The organism is Synechococcus sp. W55.2 (assembly GCF_047461635.1).
Classification (GTDB): Bacteria; Cyanobacteriota; Cyanobacteriia; order Thermostichales; family Thermostichaceae; genus Thermostichus.
In genome coordinates this window covers 83,116-100,241 of the sequence record NZ_JANSHM010000001.1, presented here as the reverse complement: position 1 = coordinate 100,241, position 17,126 = coordinate 83,116, and the positions used below count along the sequence as shown (strand labels likewise).

Annotated in this window: 16 protein-coding genes and 1 tRNA gene; 6 read left to right on the top strand and 11 right to left on the bottom strand. The window is 57.5% G+C overall.

The window, feature by feature from the left end:
• Positions 1 to 47 precede the first annotated feature (47 nt).
• Positions 48 to 266: an NAD(P)H-quinone oxidoreductase subunit O gene (locus NW828_RS00500; protein WP_011433398.1), complete on the bottom strand. Its 219-nt coding sequence runs from the start codon at positions 264 to 266 to the stop codon at positions 48 to 50.
• Positions 267 to 395: 129 nt separating this feature from the next.
• A complete protein-coding gene (locus NW828_RS00495) occupies positions 396 to 800 on the bottom strand; it encodes a hypothetical protein (protein WP_414380854.1) in 405 nt (134 codons plus the stop codon).
• A gap of 1,609 nt (positions 801 to 2,409) precedes the next feature.
• Here NW828_RS00495 and petE point away from each other — a divergent pair.
• Both petE and NW828_RS00485 read left to right on the top strand, forming a co-directional pair.
• Positions 2,410 to 2,820 carry a plastocyanin gene (gene petE / locus NW828_RS00490; RefSeq protein WP_011433401.1) on the top strand — a complete coding sequence of 137 codons (411 nt, stop codon included), beginning with the start codon at positions 2,410 to 2,412 and terminating at the stop codon, positions 2,818 to 2,820.
• A 183-nt stretch (positions 2,821 to 3,003) separates the two neighbouring features.
• On the top strand, positions 3,004 to 3,234 hold the full coding sequence (locus NW828_RS00485; protein WP_414380853.1) for a hypothetical protein: 231 nt from the start codon (positions 3,004 to 3,006) through the stop codon (positions 3,232 to 3,234).
• A 36-nt stretch (positions 3,235 to 3,270) separates the two neighbouring features.
• Here the strand turns inward: NW828_RS00485 and NW828_RS00480 are convergent, their stop codons facing one another.
• Positions 3,271 to 3,483 (bottom strand): DUF2997 domain-containing protein, encoded by a 213-nt coding sequence (locus NW828_RS00480; protein ID WP_414344087.1) that lies wholly within the window; start codon positions 3,481 to 3,483, stop codon positions 3,271 to 3,273.
• Between the two features lie 88 nt (positions 3,484 to 3,571).
• On the opposite strand from NW828_RS00480, the gene NW828_RS00475 reads away from it, so the two are divergent.
• Positions 3,572 to 4,621 (top strand): potassium channel family protein, encoded by a 1,050-nt coding sequence (locus NW828_RS00475; RefSeq protein ID WP_414380852.1) that lies wholly within the window; start codon positions 3,572 to 3,574, stop codon positions 4,619 to 4,621.
• Positions 4,622 to 4,644: 23 nt separating this feature from the next.
• Here the strand turns inward: NW828_RS00475 and NW828_RS00470 are convergent, their stop codons facing one another.
• The 7 genes from NW828_RS00470 to NW828_RS00440 form a co-directional block, all read right to left on the bottom strand.
• Positions 4,645 to 5,313 (bottom strand): PHP domain-containing protein, encoded by a 669-nt coding sequence (locus NW828_RS00470; RefSeq protein WP_414380851.1) that lies wholly within the window; start codon positions 5,311 to 5,313, stop codon positions 4,645 to 4,647.
• Between the two features lie 98 nt (positions 5,314 to 5,411).
• A complete protein-coding gene (locus tag NW828_RS00465; protein WP_414380850.1) occupies positions 5,412 to 6,575 on the bottom strand; it encodes a pyridoxal-phosphate-dependent aminotransferase family protein in 1,164 nt (387 codons plus the stop codon).
• A gap of 34 nt (positions 6,576 to 6,609) precedes the next feature.
• Positions 6,610 to 6,681 (bottom strand) — tRNA-Cys (locus tag NW828_RS00460).
• An 82-nt stretch (positions 6,682 to 6,763) separates the two neighbouring features.
• Positions 6,764 to 7,945, bottom strand: coding sequence for a CO2 hydration protein (locus tag NW828_RS00455; RefSeq protein WP_414380849.1), 1,182 nt, complete (start codon positions 7,943 to 7,945; stop codon positions 6,764 to 6,766).
• A gap of 51 nt (positions 7,946 to 7,996) precedes the next feature.
• The gene (locus NW828_RS00450; RefSeq protein ID WP_414380848.1) at positions 7,997 to 9,505 is read right to left on the bottom strand and encodes an NADH-quinone oxidoreductase subunit M; all 1,509 of its coding nucleotides are present in this window, start codon (positions 9,503 to 9,505) and stop codon (positions 7,997 to 7,999) included.
• 12 nt (positions 9,506 to 9,517) lie between these two features.
• The gene (locus NW828_RS00445; RefSeq protein WP_414380847.1) at positions 9,518 to 11,371 is read right to left on the bottom strand and encodes an NAD(P)H-quinone oxidoreductase subunit F; all 1,854 of its coding nucleotides are present in this window, start codon (positions 11,369 to 11,371) and stop codon (positions 9,518 to 9,520) included.
• A 98-nt stretch (positions 11,372 to 11,469) separates the two neighbouring features.
• Complete coding sequence (locus tag NW828_RS00440; protein WP_414380846.1) at positions 11,470 to 12,720, bottom strand: lipid-A-disaccharide synthase-related protein; 1,251 nt, start codon at positions 12,718 to 12,720, stop codon at positions 11,470 to 11,472.
• Between the two features lie 68 nt (positions 12,721 to 12,788).
• Between NW828_RS00440 and NW828_RS00435 the strand changes: the two genes are divergently transcribed.
• From NW828_RS00435 to NW828_RS00425, 3 genes are all read left to right on the top strand, one after another.
• Complete coding sequence (locus NW828_RS00435) at positions 12,789 to 13,088, top strand: hypothetical protein (protein ID WP_414380845.1); 300 nt, start codon at positions 12,789 to 12,791, stop codon at positions 13,086 to 13,088.
• 145 nt (positions 13,089 to 13,233) lie between these two features.
• Positions 13,234 to 14,280 carry a thiamine phosphate synthase gene (locus NW828_RS00430; protein ID WP_414380844.1) on the top strand — a complete coding sequence of 349 codons (1,047 nt, stop codon included), beginning with the start codon at positions 13,234 to 13,236 and terminating at the stop codon, positions 14,278 to 14,280.
• A 219-nt stretch (positions 14,281 to 14,499) separates the two neighbouring features.
• Positions 14,500 to 16,023 carry an AAA family ATPase gene (locus tag NW828_RS00425; RefSeq protein WP_414380874.1) on the top strand — a complete coding sequence of 508 codons (1,524 nt, stop codon included), beginning with the start codon at positions 14,500 to 14,502 and terminating at the stop codon, positions 16,021 to 16,023.
• A gap of 103 nt (positions 16,024 to 16,126) precedes the next feature.
• Here the strand turns inward: NW828_RS00425 and NW828_RS00420 are convergent, their stop codons facing one another.
• The gene (locus NW828_RS00420; RefSeq protein WP_414380843.1) at positions 16,127 to 16,996 is read right to left on the bottom strand and encodes a DnaJ domain-containing protein; all 870 of its coding nucleotides are present in this window, start codon (positions 16,994 to 16,996) and stop codon (positions 16,127 to 16,129) included.
• Positions 16,997 to 17,126 lie beyond the last annotated feature (130 nt).

Here is a 17,126-nt window from a genome sequence, read left to right as displayed (position 1 = left end):
TCACCCCATCACGGGGTATGCAGATGGGGAACATTCCGTGCTTCTACTCAACCCGCCATCTCCTGAACCTGATCCGCCCGCAGCCAAACCGTAGGGGTGGGAACAGCCCCAAACTTAATCTGCAGGTAGTCACCTTTGATATCCACGACTTCTCCGGGGGTCTCGAAAACGTAGTTGGGAATAAAAGGATCGCTTGCCTGCGCTTCTAAGCTACCCTCCAGTTTCTCGCGGATAGCCCGCACCAAGGTGCCTCGCTTAATCGCCATTGCTCCTCCTCAGTTCAGTCGCAGATTAGCCGGTTCGATAGCAGTTGTATCACGCCTGTCGCTGCTGCGAAGAGGAAAGCTGGGATCCAGCCTCTGGTTGGCTCTGACAGGGATCAACCTGAGTTTGGCTTATTTGCGTTTTAGGCTGCGGGCCATATTGCGGAAGGTATCCATGTCCGATCCCCCTTGACGGCGTGGGCTTACTCCGCTGCTGCTTGAAATGGAAGACCCCTGCTCAGAAGCGGTTTCAGGAGTTTTGGCTGCCTCTGCGGACAACTTAACTTTACCGAGGGAAGAGACCTGCTCCACCACCTCCACCTTCTCCTTACTGCCGAAATCCTGGAAGGTGTGCTTCACGATCCTGGGGGTGCGCATGTACTCAATGTTGCCAAGGGTTTTGGCTTCATCTGGGTCGAGAAAAAAAGTATTGTCTTTCCTCTCTTTCGTAGGGGTTGGTTTAGCAAAAGTTTCCGGTGAGGACGTGGCCGCAGCTTGACCACGCCAGCCGAACAAGCGCCTGAAGATGCCTACCATGGTCGTTTTGCCTGCAATGGGAAGGAAGTTGAGCCGAACCCTGGGCGGGCCAGCTGCCCTCGACAAGGTGAAGGCCAAGCCCAGTCATGAAATAATGTTAAGCCAACTGAGAGCGCCGTGCCCCCTTGGCAGAAGGTTTTCTGGGCCAAGTGCTTGTGGCTGCTCTGACCAGTTTGAGTTCCCCTGCTCTCCGGCCTGCTGGGCGACTGTCCTCACCCCTTTTCCCAAAACGAGAGAGCTGACCTGGGAGGATTAGACCGCCTTACGGAAGCCATCATCCAGGGGATTGTTCAGAACTAGCTCTGTAGACTCCGCACGCAGTTTAATATGACCTGCAGGTTTTTCAGCCCTAAGGCTTTGGACGAACGGGATCCCTGCCCCACAGAAGCTGCATTGCGCATTGCTAAATACAATCACTTTAAGCACACTTTAAGCAGGAAGGAGACTTTTCCGTTGTGTTGCTTCCTAGCTCCTCTCTCCCTATGGGAGAGGGGTTGGGGGTGGTTGCGGAAGCGGCGCAGAGCGTTTGGACGGCACTGCGTAGCAATTAGTAAAGTGTCTTAATCTAACTTGAAATGACTATGTGATGATGTAGTGATGTGATGATGTAGTGAATAGAGTTGTCTCAATCCAGCCAGACTAAAATCGTCGGCTTATGCCCAGCTCCTCTCTTCTAGAGAGACCTCAGGTGTGCTGTTCCAGCCAGCAGTGACTATACGGACATACAACGAAATAAGAAGCCCAAAAATCACTCTAGCCCCAGGCAAGCACAAACCATAGTAGCAGCTGTGCCCCTAGAGCGGCCTGCCAAGAAAACCTTGCTACCGAGCTTGTGAGGTGTAGTGCACTTCAACCCTGAGAGGAGCGCCCAGGTTCAAGGCAGTGCCAATACACCGGGCCAAGATTTGAATGTTAAGCCGCTGATCCGTCGATTCTAAACTTGTTGCAAGCCGACTCTTGCTTGGACCAACTACGGGTGAACGCTGTACGCTCATCTTAACAGACTCCCTATTTTGGTGAGGGCTGAACAACCAACTGACTTTCAGGTGATGTTATTGAGGAATCTCAAAGGAATACCGGCCAGCAGCATCCAAGAACCTGCTCTTTGAGATTAGGATGATTTGCCCTTCTTGTGCATCGACAACCCTACGGATTTGTTAGGCAAGACACTCTTGGACTTTAAGGGATCCCACGGAAAAAGAATCTCTACTTTGCGAAACTTTGCGAAGCACTTTTGGGTAGAGATGAGGACGACCCGGAAAACTGGCTCTCGGTCACCTGCGCACGCTCACCAGCCGCCAAAACATCCTGCCCCAACTGGCCGGGGATCCAGCCGCATCGGGTTGCCCAGCAGAAGTGTTGCCATAGACCCGCGAGAGAGTTCTGTTGTTTGACGGGTTCGGTCTGCTGTGGCCTTCTGTTAAAGAACGGATGCTACCGCTCCATAGGTGGGCATGCTCTATTTTGGGATGAGCCCCCTTATAATGAACATTGGGAATCCAACTGTCCCTGCTGTCCCTCCGCCTGGCTGGGTTCTCTTCACTACCTGGAAGGGAACAACGGAGCCGCAAAGTCTGGGATAACTGCTGTTGCGTTTTGAGAGGAATCCATGTCTCTAGTTTTCAACCTGGTGAAGCGTTTGCAGCTCATCCTGCTCAGCCTTGTGGTTGGGGGGTTGGCTGTGGCGTTCTTGTCCAACCCTGCTGCTGCCGAGACCTACATTGTCAAAATGGGATCTGACAAGGCCCAGTTGGTCTACGATCCGCCTTCTCTCACCATCAACCAAGGGGATACCGTTCAGTGGGTGAACAACAAGGTCTACCCCCACAATGTTGTCTTCGACAAGGTGCCCGGTGGAGATGCGGCTTTGGCGGCCAAACTCTCCCACAAGGCACTGCTCACTGCTCCTAAGCAGGTGGTGGAGTCGGCTTTTGTTGATGTTCCTCCAGGTGAGTACACCTACTACTGCACGCCCCACCGTGGGGCCGGAATGGTCGGCAAGATCATCGTGAACGGCTAAATCCACACCCCAAGTGCTGAACTTCTAGGGATCCCACTTTTGGTTTTGCCTTGCTGGACAGGGATCCCTGCTCTTAGCATGAAAGGTAGCCCTCTCAGGAGTGGGAGGGCTTTTTGGCGAATGAATACGCATTCGACCGGCTTGCCCTGTACTGCGCAAGTGTAGTTCTCAAACGGGTTCTCTATGACCACCAGCGTTAAAGGTTACCTGCTCTTGGCCGTTTCCTGCCTCAGCGCCATTGCTGCTGTTGGCTCAATTTTCGAGTTGGCTTCTGGCGAGCCGGATTTTGGCGTCGGCACCACCAGTATCATCTTGGTTGTCGCTGCTCCATTGGCTGTTTGGCTGTTTCAGGCTGCGGTTGGAGCGGCACGAGCCGGCAATACGGCCGGAAAGGGGAGCAAAAAGAAAAAGTGAGAAGATGGTGAGAACCCTAGGCAAATGGATATAGAGTCAGCGGGTTTGCTTCAAAGAGACTTCTGACTCCCTCTCGATTTCAGTCAGTTGGTGAAACTCCGGCAAGAGCTCCCGTTTCTGCACGGCTCCGAGCGCCGATTCCAAGCCGGCGGTAGCTAGGGTACAACTGGAGCCAGAACCATTCAGTACGGTCTCGGTAACCTGTCCGTTTTTGTCGATCCGATATTCCACCTTGATGTATTCAGGCATCGGCACTCCGCTTGTTACCGAACAACAACGGGTTCTTCCCCATTCTAGTTCTTGCTTCCTTTTCCTGGGCTAGATCTGGCTGGGCTCTATGGCTTCTGCTCGTCCCCCCTTCCAGGCTGCCAAAAGGGATCCCGGGATCCGGCGAGACCTCGGCTTGGGTGTGGGGGCATTGGTGTGTGTGGTGCTGATCGGCACCCTCTGGTACCACGGGGTGGAGCAGTGGCCGTGGGTGGAAGCTTTTTACATGACCATCATCACCCTGACCACTGTTGGCTTTATGGAGGTGGAGCCGCTGGGGGAGCGGGGGCGTTTATTTACGGTGGCCTTGATCCTGATGGGGGTCTTGAGCATCGGCTTCATGGTGAATCGCTTTACAGAGGCCCTCATCCAGGGACATTTTCAGGAAGGGATCCGGCAACGGAAATGGAAGAAACAGATGGAAGCGCTGAACAACCACTACATCATTTGCGGTTTCGGGCGCATTGGCCGGCAGGTGGCCCAAGAGTTTCGAGCAGAAGGGGTGCCATTTTTGGTGATCGATCAGTCTGCCGAGGCCATTCAGGTGGCTCAAGAGCTGGGATATGTGGCTCTCCAGGGGGATAGTACTCTAGATGCCACTTTGCTCGAAGCGCGGGTGCAACAGGCGGAGGGGCTGATTGCCGCCCTGTCTTCCGATGCCGAGAACCTCTACGTGGTCTTGTCGGCCCGCACCTTGAACCCCCGCATTCGCACCATTGCCCGCGCCAATACGGAGGAGGCTTTGCAAAAACTGCAGCGGGCGGGCGTTGCCCATGCCATTTCTCCCTACATCACGGGCGGAAAACGCATGGCGGCGGCTGCCCTGCGTCCTCGGGTTGTGGACTTTGTGGATGGCATCCTTGTCGGTCGGGATCGCACTTTTTACCTAGAGGAGTACGAGCTGGCAGCCCAAGAATGTCCTTATGTCGGGCAAACCCTACGGAAAGCCGATTTGCGCAACCGATCTGGAGCTTTGGTGGTGGCGATTCGACGGGCGGATGGCCAGTTGATTGGTGGCCCCAGCGGAGAAACCCTGTTGCAGCCGGGGGATCTGCTGTTGTGCATGGGCACCGCAGAGCAGTTGCGCCGGCTTGGTCAGCTGCTCTATCCACGCCCGTAGCAGCTTGTTCTGGGTAGCCTGGCTCAAATCCGCCTCAGGATACTGGGGCCGTGAGAGTCGGTGCCGCAGGTTTTCAAAAGTCCGTAGGCCTCGGCCAACTCTTCCGCTTTCTCCGTCACTTCTGGGCTAGGGATCCAAATCTCCGGGTTTTTGTAGGCGTAGTAGACCTCAAGGCCATCTATTCCCAACTCCGCTGCTGCTGGGACAATTTTCTCTGCAGGCAGGCAATAGCGAAAGGGATGGGCCAACACCGCCAAGCCTCCTGCCGCTTGAATGGCCTGGATCGCGTCGGCGGCGGGCAAGCCGGGAACCTGCTCCCCTTGGGCAAAGGGATCCAGGACGCTATCGGTGGGATCGAAGCCGTAGCCCAGAATATGCACTTCACAGCCCAACAGGTTGGCTGTGATCTCGATCCCCGGCCACAGGATGGGGTCGTCGGGACGATCCAAGTGGGTGCGTGCTCGCTCGTAGCCCTTCAGGGTGTGGTGATCGGTGATGGCTAGGCCCTTGAGGCCGTGCCGGCGCGCCTGCTCCGCCAGATCCACGGGATCCATCTGCCCATCCGAACAACGAGTGTGTAGGTGAAAGTTGTACTGCAAGGGACAAGAACGAGGGCCAACCCCCTGTAGCACCTGCCGCAACTCCCCAGCAGAAGGCACCACGCAGGGATCCCGTTCCAAGCTGACAACCATAGCCACCCTTGGGTTCTGAAGTTTTATTAAGCATGTCCCCCCATTGTAGCCAGGGGCAAGGGTCAGTGCTATGGGTCAAAGACTACTGAGCTGGGGGCTCAGAAGCCGTGGGCCAATACTTCCTCGGCGGCGCGAGTTCCCGCCCCTGGGGTGAAGTCGCTGTAGCCCACGGTGTGTAAAGCTGACTCCAGAGCAGCCAAGGTCATCAGCACATCGCGGTCACTCACAAAGCCCAAATGGCCAATGCGGAAGATTTTGCCCTTGAGGTGGTCTTGTCCAGCGGCAAGGGCGATGTCGAAGTGTTTCTTCAAGGTGCTGCGGATGGTGTCAGCGTTGATCCCTTCGGGAGCGAGTACAGCTGTTACCGAAGGACTGGCCGCTGACTCTGGATCAACCAAGAGCTTTAGCCCCAGAGCCTTGACGCCAGCACGGGTGGCCTGGGCCAGCTTGGCATGACGCCGGTAGATGGCTTCCAACCCTTCTGCGCGCATCATGCGCAGGGTAACCTGCAGGGCGTAAAACAGGTTCACCGCCGGTGTAAAGGGAGTGGTGCCTTGGCGCAGGGCCTTTTGCGCCAGCTTAAAGCTCCAGTAGTACTTGGGAAACCTAGAGCGCTCCGTAGCGGCCATGGCCCGCGGGCTGACGGCCACAAATCCCAGCCCTGGTGGGATCATATAGCCCTTCTGGGATCCCGAGGCCACCACATCCAAGCCCCATTCGTCCATTAACACCGGCATTGCCCCCACGCTGGTGACCCCATCCACCAGGACGAGGGCTTCCCCGTGCTCGCGGGCAGCAGCAGCAATGGCTTGGACATCGTTGGCTACGCCGCTGGAAGTCTCCGAGTGGGTGAGGATGACGGCTTTGATGGTTTTTTCCCGGTCGGCAGCCAGCTTTTCTTGGAAGATCTCGACGGGGTAAGGGATCCCCCAGGGGGTTTCCACCCGCTCACACTGAAGGCCAAACTGCTCGGACATTTCCGCCCAGCGCTCCCCAAACTTGCCGTTCACCCCCACCAAAACCCGATCCCCAGGGCTGAGGGTGTTGAGGATCCCGGCTTCCATGGCACCAGTGCCACTGGCGGAAAAGACAAACACATCGGAGGTGGTTTGGTGCAGCCAGCGCAACCCATCGGTGACCTCTTCCAAAATGGCGGTGAACTCTTTGCTGCGGTGCTCGATGGGCCCTCGTGCCATCGCCAGCAGAGCACTCTCGGGAACGGGAGTGGGGCCGGGGATCATCAATATCAGCTTGTCTTTCATGCTTGCCCTGCTTGGGATGCAAGTAAGGTTTAAAAGGTGGCGGCCAGATTCGAACTGGCGCATAGAGGTTTTGCAGACCTCTGCCTTACCACTTGGCTACGCCACCCCATTGCTCAACTGGGCGCAGACATTGTATCCGAAAAGGGGATCCCCCTTCCAGTAACCAAAAGTAGCAGTTCCCAGCTCAGCTAGGCCTCAACCCTTTCTTCCTGCACCTTTAACAGACGGGATCCCAGCAGGCGCTGCAGCCAAGGAGCCAGAAACTTGCGGTTGGCCAACTGCTGCTGGGGATCCTGAGTTTCCAGAGGAAAAGGGGCAAGAGCCCGCAGGGCGGCAGTGGTAACACAGAACATGGCCTTTTGGAAGCTAAGGCAGATTTTCACCCGCAGGTCATCATCCCCGCGAGGCTGGCGGCGGTAGTGTTCTCGCAAGTAGGGGGGCAGGTGGCGCATCATATCCTGCATCAACAGGGTAGGCGGGATCCCAGCGCTGCCTACCGGCAGTGGGTCGGCGTAGAGGGCGCCGTAGGCAAAGTCAGCCTGCTCAGCCGGGATCTGGTGGGCCTGGGCGTTGTAGGAAACCGTGCCCATAAAGGGAAAAGAGCGGAAAAACACCGCCTCCACATAAGGGATGGCCGTATCCGGCAGGAAGGTCAGGCCTGCTGAGAGAGGAATGATCTCATAGCGCCGGCCCCAGATGCAGGGAGCATAGGCGATGGGTTTGTCGGCGGCGGCCACCAGCCCTTGCTGAATGTGGGCCACTACCTCGGGGATGGTGAGGTGGGGTTCTGTCTCAGAGCGCTTGGCCAGCGCCAGGAAAATATCGCTCATCACCCGCCAAAACTGGCCCAAGCCGCTGTACATAGCCAGCATGCGCACCTGTTCTAGAGCAAAGTCGGGAAACAAGATCCCCAAGCCCTGCAAGAAGGGATTGAAGCGGATTTTGGCCCGGATGGCTCTCTTGGCCCGCTCGACAAATTCAGGGGTATCCAGGTAGCGGTCTAGCCCCCCTCCCCCATGCCAGAGCATGGCCTTCATGCAGTATTCGGCAAACTCGTAGTTGATGCGGTCATGCCACAGGTAGCGCAGCCATTTGCCCAGGGTAATCTCGCCGTTGAAATACTTGAACGCCGGAAAAAGCTCCAAAAATTGGTGGTCGGCAATAAAGATCAAATTGCGCGAATAGGCATCCAGCACCTCGCCGTAGCTATGCAGGATGCCAATGACCTCTAGGCGATTGGCAGGGGCATCCGGCACAAGGGCTCCCCCTGCCTCTAGGCGCTGGACAATGGGAGCCAGTTGCAGTTGCTCCAGAGGAGATAAGCCGGCCAGAAAGAAGCAGGAAGGAGCAGGAGCAAGAGTGGCAGTCATGGGAGCAAAAGAAACTCCGTCGATCTCATCAAATCATCAAAAGGAAGACAATCAAAAGGAAGACAACCCAAACTGAAAGGCAGTGACCAGTCCTGCAACACCAGCTATGTTAGCCTTGGCCAAGGCCAAGGTGGTGGACTCCACCCAGCGGGTTGCCCAGCTAGGCTGCAGGCCCAGTAACACCACCAGCGTTGCCAAAACAACAGCAGGCAGGCGCTCTTCAGTGGCGTGGCGTTGCATGGCTATGGCCACTTGCGAGAGGCGCCCAAAAAAGACACGGTTCACCATCAGCAGAAAATAGGCCGCCGTCAATCCCGTCCCCACCATGCACAGGAGCGTTTGCAGGGGAAAGACGGCAAAGCTGCCCCGAAAGAGGGTGAACTCAGCTATAAAGCCCACCATGCCCGGTGTGCCGCCACTGGCCATCACCCCTAGCACCATCAAGCTGCCAATAAGCGGTAAGCCCCGCTCCGAGTTGAGCAATCCCCGCAGCAGCTTGAGATCCCGTGTGCCGGTGTTGGCATAGACGGCTCCCACCAGAAGAAACAGCAGCGAGGAAATGAGGCCATGGCTGACCATCTGAAAGATGGATCCCACCAGGGAGAGGGGAGTGGCTGCTGCTACAGCCAAGAGGATGTAGCCCATGTGGGCAATGGAGCTGTAGGCCACCAGCTTTTTCATATCCTGCTGCACCAAGGCGTTCAGGGATCCATAGAGCACGTTAACCACCGCCCAACCGGCCAGCCAAGGCCCGGCTTGATCCCAGGCATCCGGCAAGAGCTGCAGGCCAAAGCGCACCAGGCCGTAGGTGCCCAACTTCAAAAGCAAACCCGCCAGCAACACGGAAATGGGGGTGGAAGCCTCCACATGGGCATCCGGCAACCAGGTGTGGAAGGGCACCAAGGGGATCTTGATGGCCAGGCCCAGCAGAATGGGAATGAGCAAAAGGATCTGCGACAGCCGAGGTAAAGGGTGGGCCTGCAGGACGGTGTAGGTAAAGCTGTGGGCATCGCTCAGCCAACTGAGGCCGAAAAAGCCAATCAAGAGGAGGATCCCCGACAGAGCGGTGTAAACCAAAAACTTGGTGGCGGCATAGGTGCGGCGCGGCCCTCCCCAGATGGCGATGAGCAAATACAGCGGGATCAGCTCCACTTCATAGAACAGGAAAAACAGCAGCAAATTCTGAGCCAAAAAAGCTCCGGCCACCGCTGCCGCCAGCATGAGCACCAAGCTGTAGTAGAGGCGGGGCCGCTCCACCTGGCCGCTGGCCCAAATGGCCATCAGCACCAGCAGCCCGGTCATTACCACCAAAGGCAGAGAGATCCCATCCACTCCCACCTCATAAACCAAGCCCAACTGGGGGATCCAGGCCATCCTTTCCGCCAATTGCAGGGATCCAAGGTGGGGGTCAAAGATCAGCAACAGCCCCGCGCTCAGGCCAAACAAAACCCACCCAAACCCCAAGGCCAAAGCCCGGTGCAAGCCCTTCCCCGCCTGCTCGGGAATCAACCCAATCAAGATGCTCCCCAACAACGGGATCCCAATCAAAAGGCTCAACATGGCTCTCTCCCATCAATAGGCCAACCCCAAATGGGGCGAACGCAGTAGCCAAGCTGTAACCAACACCATCCCGATGACAATCACCAGCACATAGAGTTGCATCCGCCCCGACAGGGTGTACTTGAGGGCTTCGCCGCTGAAGAAAAAGGCCAGGCTCACCCCGTTCACCAAGCCGTCCACTCCGTTGCGATCCAGCCACTCCAATCCGCGGGAGAGGGCGCTGACCGGTTGCACCACCAGGGCTTGGTAGAGGTGCCCCGTGTAAAAGTCGTGGGCCAGCAGATCCTGCAACTCCGGCCAGGGCAGATATACCCTCCGTTGGTCCCCCCAGTACAGCCAGCCGCCAATGGCTGCCCCCACCAGCCCAGCAGCCGTCAGCAGAGTCGCCATCCACCTCAGCTGCGGGTTCCAGTCGGGATAGAGCCCCCAGCGCCCCAACAGCCAGGGCATGAGCAAGGTTTGCACCGTCAGGATGCCCATGGGCAGAGCCATCAGCCAGCCCACCTCAGGGGCCCGGCGGGTTTTGGGTTGAGGGGATCCCAAAAAGACCAGGCCAAACACCCGCGCCAGGTTGAGAGCCGTCAGCCCATTCACCAGCAGCAGCACCCTCACCAGGGCCGGCTGCACCCCGCTGTAGACCAGCGCCAGGCGGGTCAGCGTCCAAAAGCACCCTAGGGGCAGCAGAGCCACCATCCCCAGGGATCCCACGGCAAAAGCGGCCACCGTGGCCGGCATGCGGCTGCGCAGGCCCCCCAGCTCTGTCAAATCTTGGGTAGAGGTGGTGTAGATGAGGGATCCCACCCCCATAAACAGCAGCGCCTTAGCCAAGCCGTGCATGAGCAGCAGCTCCAGGGCCAAATCCGGCTGCTGCATCCCCACTGCCATAAACACCAACCCCAAGTAGGCGCTGGTGGAATAGGAAAAGGTGCGCTTGAGGTCAATTTGCGCCAAGGCCACCAGGGATCCGCCCAGGGCTGTGATCGTGCCGATGGCCACCAAGACCCCATTCGTAATCGGCGACAGGGCCAGTAGCGGTTGCAGCTTAATCAGCACAAAAGCTCCGCAGGCCACCACTGCCGAATTGCGCAAAATCGAAGCCGGGTTGGGCGCTTCCATCGCCTCGTCCAGCCACAGGTGCAGCGGAAACTGGGCGCATTTGCCCAAGGGCCCCGCCATCAAGGCCAAGCCCATCCAAGCTGCCCAGGTGGGATCCAAGCTAGTCGTAGCCGCCCAGTCCCGCAGGCCGGAAAAGGTCAAGGCCCCAGAAAAGTTGGAAATTGCCACCACCCCCATCAGCAGCAACAGATCCCCTACCCGCTTGGTTAAAAACGCATCCCGCGCCGCCGTCACCACCAGAGGCTGGGCGTACCAAAAGCCCACCAGCAAATAGGTGGAAAGGGTGAGCATCTCCAGCAGGGCATAGCTGAAAAACAGCGAGTCGCTGAGGGCGATCCCTGTCATTCCCCCCTCGAAAAAGCCCATCAGGGCGGCAAAGCGACCCAGGCCCCAGTCCCTATCCAAATACCCCAGCGCATAGATCTGGGCCAGCAAGCTCAAACCGCTGATCCAGACGACGGCCCCCATTGTCAGGGGCGAGATCTCCAAAGACAGAGTCAAATCCAAATCGGCCACCCGAAACCAGAGGTAGTTCAGGATCTGGGGATCCCGACCCCAAACCTGCCGCAACAGCCAAAGGCCATGGGCAAAGGCGGCAAAAGTCAGAAGGATGTTGAGGTAAGCTGCCGGGCGCGGGCCACTGCCCTTGACCCACCCCGTTGCCCAGGGAATGGCCAAAGCTGCTCCCGCCCACCCATAGCAAGGGATCCACCAACTGCTCTCCAACCCCAAAAGAAGGTTCAAGGCCATCAAATACTTAAAAACGGAAAACTAAACTTAACAGCAATAAGTCGGGCCTTTTAACGACCTGCTCCCCATTTCACAATATATTTCACAATGTGTCTGGCTCACAATGTGTCTGGCTCGAACGGTTCCAAAACCGGGCCGGATGGCTTGAGCCAATCTCGAAGTTGAGCGGCAATGCGCCGGGCGGCCCCTGGGGATCCCATGCGGCGGCGTCCATGGGCCTGCAACTCAGCCGCGTAGTTGGGATCGGCGGCCAGGCGTTCCAGAATCCGGCCAACCACGGCGGGAGCCTGCTCCACTGAGGTCAGGTGGACGGCGGATCCCAAAAGACGGGTCTGCGCTTCAGCAAAGCGCGGGGTAAACTGGGGCCCTTCTCCCGGCAGGGTTACCACCGGTTTTCCCAAGCCTACACATTGCTCGGTAGCCGTTCCCGCCATGGCCAGCACCACTGTTGCTCGTTGGGCACAGGCCCCGAAGTCCCCCCAAACCAGAAGCACATCGCTGCGCTGAGATGGGATCCAAGCCTGAAGCGGGTCTCGCTCCAGGTTGGGGCTGAGGGCAGCATAGACTTGCAGCTCCTTTGGGAGCCGCTCCACCACCTGCATCATCAGAGCCCAGTTGCGATAGGCTTCCGGCGGACGGGATCCGGGCAAGAGCAGCAAGGCCGGTCGGTGGGGATCCAAAGGCAATGTCCCGCGTGGCTCTAGGCCATCCATCATCGGGTTGCCCAGGTAAAAGGCCCTTAGGCCCCGTTTTTGCAAAGCTGTAGCCGTCAGCTCATCCCGCAAAAAAGAACCCAGGCAGCGTCGGTGGGCCATCAGCCAGCGCTCCCAGGGCAGGTAATCGGAAATCGGCTGCCCAAAAGGGATCCAGGGGCGTCGGTAGGGCCCCCGTTCATCTCGCCAGTAATAGTCCGACTTGGCCGTGCCCACAAAGGCGTAGGGGATCCCACTCCACCATGCCATCAGCAAGGGCACAATATCCCCCACGGCCAGCACCAGGTTCCTCTGGGCTGCTGCCCGCCGAACCAACGCCAATTGCCGCCCCGTCAGCCCCAGCAAACCGGCCCGCAAATCCCGCCACAACTGCCGCCAATCCTGATAAATAAACCCCCCCGACGGCATCACCTGGGCAATGGGCAGCAGGGGGATCCCTTGGCGTTGGTAGGCTGTCCCTTCTCCCACAATCGGCAAGGCTTGCACCGGGATCCCCAGTTGGACTAGGGCAACAGCAAGGCGACTGCCCACCTCATCTTCCCCGTGTCCATTGCTCAGACACAGCACCTGCGGTGGATTCGTTGGATTCCATTGGGTTTCCACAGCTTGCCGTAGGCGCAATCTGGGCTGAATCAAGAGGGATCCCCCAGCTCACCAGAAATCTCCTCATAGAATAGAGCCAATCCAAGAGGGGAACCCGGGAGATGATCCGAAATGAGCGACAACGAGCCGAGCTTATTGCAGCGGTAGAAGCCCTTCAGCTGGAAGGCCCCTACTTTATAGAAGAGCGCCTCGCCCGCCATCGCGGCCCTTTCTTGCGGGCAGTGAAAGATGTGCCTGTAGGGGGAACTTGGTGGGAGATCCGCTACTTTCCCGCCTGCGAGCGCTATGCTTGGGCCTACTTGCCGGAAGGGGCCGGCCCACGGGCCTTCGCCTGGGGACACACGCCGCAGCAAGCCTTTCTTAACGCCTTATGGCATCACCCTCTTTCTCCTCAGGGCTAAGGACAGCCTCAGGGAAACCATTCCGATTTACAGTGAATTGACTACTCTCCACCCTACTGACTTGCTTCCGGCTAAGGGTAGGACGGGGCTTTAGGCGCATTTTTTTGGTAAAAATTAAGCAACTCTCTTCCCACGTATAGGGAACATGAAACCCCAGGCCGTCGCCCGTATTCTGGATGCCAACCTCGATCGAGCTCGTGAAGGACTACGGGTATTGGAAGAATGGTTTCGTTTCGGCCTGGAAGAGGGAGAGCTCTCTGCCGAATGCAAGGCCATGCGCCAAGCCCTAGCCCGCTGGCACAGCGATCCCCTGCGTTTGGCCCGCGATACCCCCGCCGATCCAGGCACCCAGATCTCCCACCCCCAAGAGGAGCAACGGCGGGATCTCCGCCACCTCTTGCAAGCCAATTGCAGCCGTGTGCAAGAAGCCCTGCGGGTGTTAGAAGAATACGGCAAGTTGGCCGAATCCCACCACTGGGTGGCCCCTGGCCTGGCCAAGCTGGCCAAAGACATGCGCTATCGGCTCTACGTCTTGGAAAGTGAACTGCTGGGCGGATCCCTGCGGCAGCGTCTCCTGGCAGCCCATCTTTATTTGGTGACCAGCCCTGTGCCCCACTGGCTAGAGGTGGTGGAAAAATCCCTGCGGGGCGGGGTGACCCTGGTGCAATATCGCCGCAAAAACCTTCCCGACGGCGAGATGCTGCGGGATCTCAAACAGCTGCGGCAGCTGTGCGACCGCTACCAGGCGCTGATGATCGTCAACGACCGGGTGGACTTGGCTCTGGTCAGCCAGGCAGATGGGGTACACCTGGGCCAGACGGATCTGCCGGTGGCTGAAGCCCGACAACTGCTGGGATCCCAGCGGCTCATTGGCCTGTCCACCACCAACGCCGAAGAGCTGGCCCAAGCCCTGAACAGCGACGTGGACTACATTGGCGTCGGCCCCGTTTACCCCACCCCCACCAAAGCGGAGAAACCCCCTGCCGGCCTGGAGTACGTGCGCCTGGCTGCCGAGAAAGCCCACCTGCCCTGGTTTGCCATCGGCGGCATCGATCCCCACAACCTGCCCGAGGTGCGTCGAGCTGGGGCCACCCGTGTAGCTGTGGTGCGGGCTTTGATGGAAGCTGCAGATCCCACCCAGACAGCCCGCACCATGCTGGCCGAACTGCAAGGGATCCCTGCCCTATCCTAAAGATCAACCGTGAAGCTCAACCGTGAGCATTTTGCTGCTTATTGGCTGTTCCAATCCAAATGGTTTCTGAACAAGTGAGAGGAAGATGAAGTAAGGATGTTCTAAACTCCAGAGGCGATGACAGAAGCCGCAAGAAAAACAAATCCAGACAGCAGGGATCCTGCCCTGGTCGAGATCCCGGCGGAGCTGCAAGCAGGGCTGGTGACAGAGCTGGATTTGATGATCCGGGCCCGCTACCCCCTGGTTTACTTGGTCTCTCCAGAAGAAGAGCCTGCCGATGCCGTGCTAACCCAAGTAGCCAGACGGACAGACCCACCGCGGCAATTGTTGTTCTGGGACTTGGTGCGGGGCTGGCAAGATACAGGCGAGGATCGGGGCTCCATCATGGCAGCTCTGGGGCGGGTGTGGCGCTCTGCCCCCAACGAGGACACCCTGTTTGTGCTGCGGGATCTGCACTTTGTGTTGCGCAACGCCAGCAGCGACAAAAACGCTCCCATCATCCGGGAGCTGAAAAACCTCAGCCGCGAGCTAAAACGCACCCGCAAGATGCTGATCCTGCTCAGCCACACCCTGGAAGTGCCCAGCGACCTGGCAGAGGAGGTCACCGTCGTCGATATTCCCCTGCCCAATAGCGAAGAGATCAGCCGCCTCATCCAGCTCTACGTGGCCCCAGATAAACTCAAGCTTACCCCTCTGGCCCGCGAGCAACTGGTCAAAGCTTGTCAGGGACTGAGCCGAGAACGTATCCGCCGCGTTTTGGCCCGCGCTTTGGCCGCCAAGCAGGAGGTCAACGAAGCCGATATCGACCTGGTGCTAGAGGAGAAAAAGCAGGCCATCCGCCAAACCGGCATCCTGGAGTTTTTCACCGCCCGCGAGACCCTCAAAAGTGTGGGGGGCCTGGATAACCTCAAGGCCTGGGTGCGGGTGCGCCAGGAAGCCTTTACCGAAGAGGCGCGTCGCTATGGCCTGCCCAACCCCAAGGGCGTGCTGCTGGTCGGGATCCAGGGCACCGGCAAATCCCTCTCCGCCAAGACCATCGCCAATGAGTGGCGGTTGCCCCTGCTGAGGTTGGATGCTGGGCGTCTGTTTGCCGGCATCGTTGGCGAGTCGGAAAGCCGGGTGCGGCAGATGATCCAACTGGCGGAGGCGATGGCCCCCTGCGTGCTTTGGATCGACGAGATCGACAAAGCCTTTGGCAACATCACCAGCAGTGCCGATGGAGATTCTGGTACCAGCCGCCGGGTGTTTGGCAGCCTGATTACCTGGATGCAGGAGAAAACCAGCCCCGTTTTCATTGTGGCCACTGCCAACAACGTGCCGCTGCTGCCGCCAGAGCTGTTGCGCAAGGGCCGCTTTGACGAGATTTTCTTCTTGAACCTGCCCACCCACGCTGAGCGCAAAGAGATCTTCCGGGTGCATTTGCAGCGGTTGCGCCCCAGCCGCCTGCGGGAGTTCGACCTGGAAGCCTTGGCAGCCACAGCTCAGGACTTCAGCGGGGCCGAGATCGAGCAAGCCATCGTAGATGCCATGTACAACGCCTTTGGGGGCAGTGGCAGCAGCACTCGGCGGGACTTTACCCAAGAGGATATCCTGCAGGCCATCCGCGAAACCGTGCCTTTGGCCTCGATTGCCCGCGACCAAATCGAGAGTCTTAAGTGCTGGGCTGCTCAAGCGGGCGCGAGAACGGCCTCTCAAGATGCCCAGGTGCTGCAGGAGATGAAGCAGTGTTTTGCCTCTTCTTGAGATTCAGAATGGGTGAAATCCACCTCCCAGCCCAAATAAGGCGGCTAGTATGCCAATACCCACAGCAACTCCAGCCGCTATCTTCAAGTTTTCTTTTAGGCTTTCAGCATCTGCCCTTTCCTTTATTGCGGTTAGCAAAAATAGCTGATCCTCCCCACTCAGCCCACTTATAAAATGGGGATATAGATTCGATAGGGACAGCTTTAAAATGATCGATCCTACTTCTACAGTGAAGCTCAAGCTGGGAAAGCTTCGAGTTCCTATCTTTCTCTATCTGGTTCTCTATCTGGGCTATTACTGATTTTGCCTCTTCCTGTAGCTTCTTAGCGCTCTCAACTTGCGACTTGCTATATCCTTTATCAAAAATGGCCATAAAAAGACTAATAACTGAGATTAGAAAGAGCACAAGCCCGATTGAGCTACTTAAGGCACCAATGAACAAGCTCAGGACTAAAAGCGAGAGGGCACCCAGTATAGTGTCACTTTTGGTGGCAAAGGCATGATCAATTTTAGCTTCCTCTTGTTTTATTCCGATAGAGATCAAGTTTCTCCTTAACTCAGACTTAACTTGCTCTACTCTTTGGTTATAGTTGGCCTCGATGTTTTTCTTACGACGTTCTATCTCTTCTGCAGCTTCCTTTATCTTGTCGAAGTCAAAGGGCCAAGGTTTGCCATCTTGTGTGCTGTAACCGCGTTCTGCTTTTAAGTCTTGGTCATACCCGCTCCCTTTTGTGGGCGAAGTCTGGGAAAGCCTTTGGGAGTCATAGGCTTTTCGCTTCACAGGATCACTCAGGACCGAGTATGCTTCCTGAATAGACTTAAACTTTTCCTCAATGTACTGCCGCCCCTTAACAGGTGTATCTGGGTGAAGTTTATCGGGATGGTATTCTTTGGCAAGCCGCCTGTAGCTCTCTTTAATTTCTTCTAGAGTTGCATTGGGCTGTAATTCCAGCTCGCGGTAAAGGTCTTTCATGGGAGGATCCGGCGCAGGGGGCCTTGTGCCAGCTACTTTGATGCGGGGATCCTATTCCCTGAGGGGAAGCCTTGCAAAGTGCTACTCAATACCTAGACTCTTTTTTAAGCCTATTTTAGGGATCGGACAG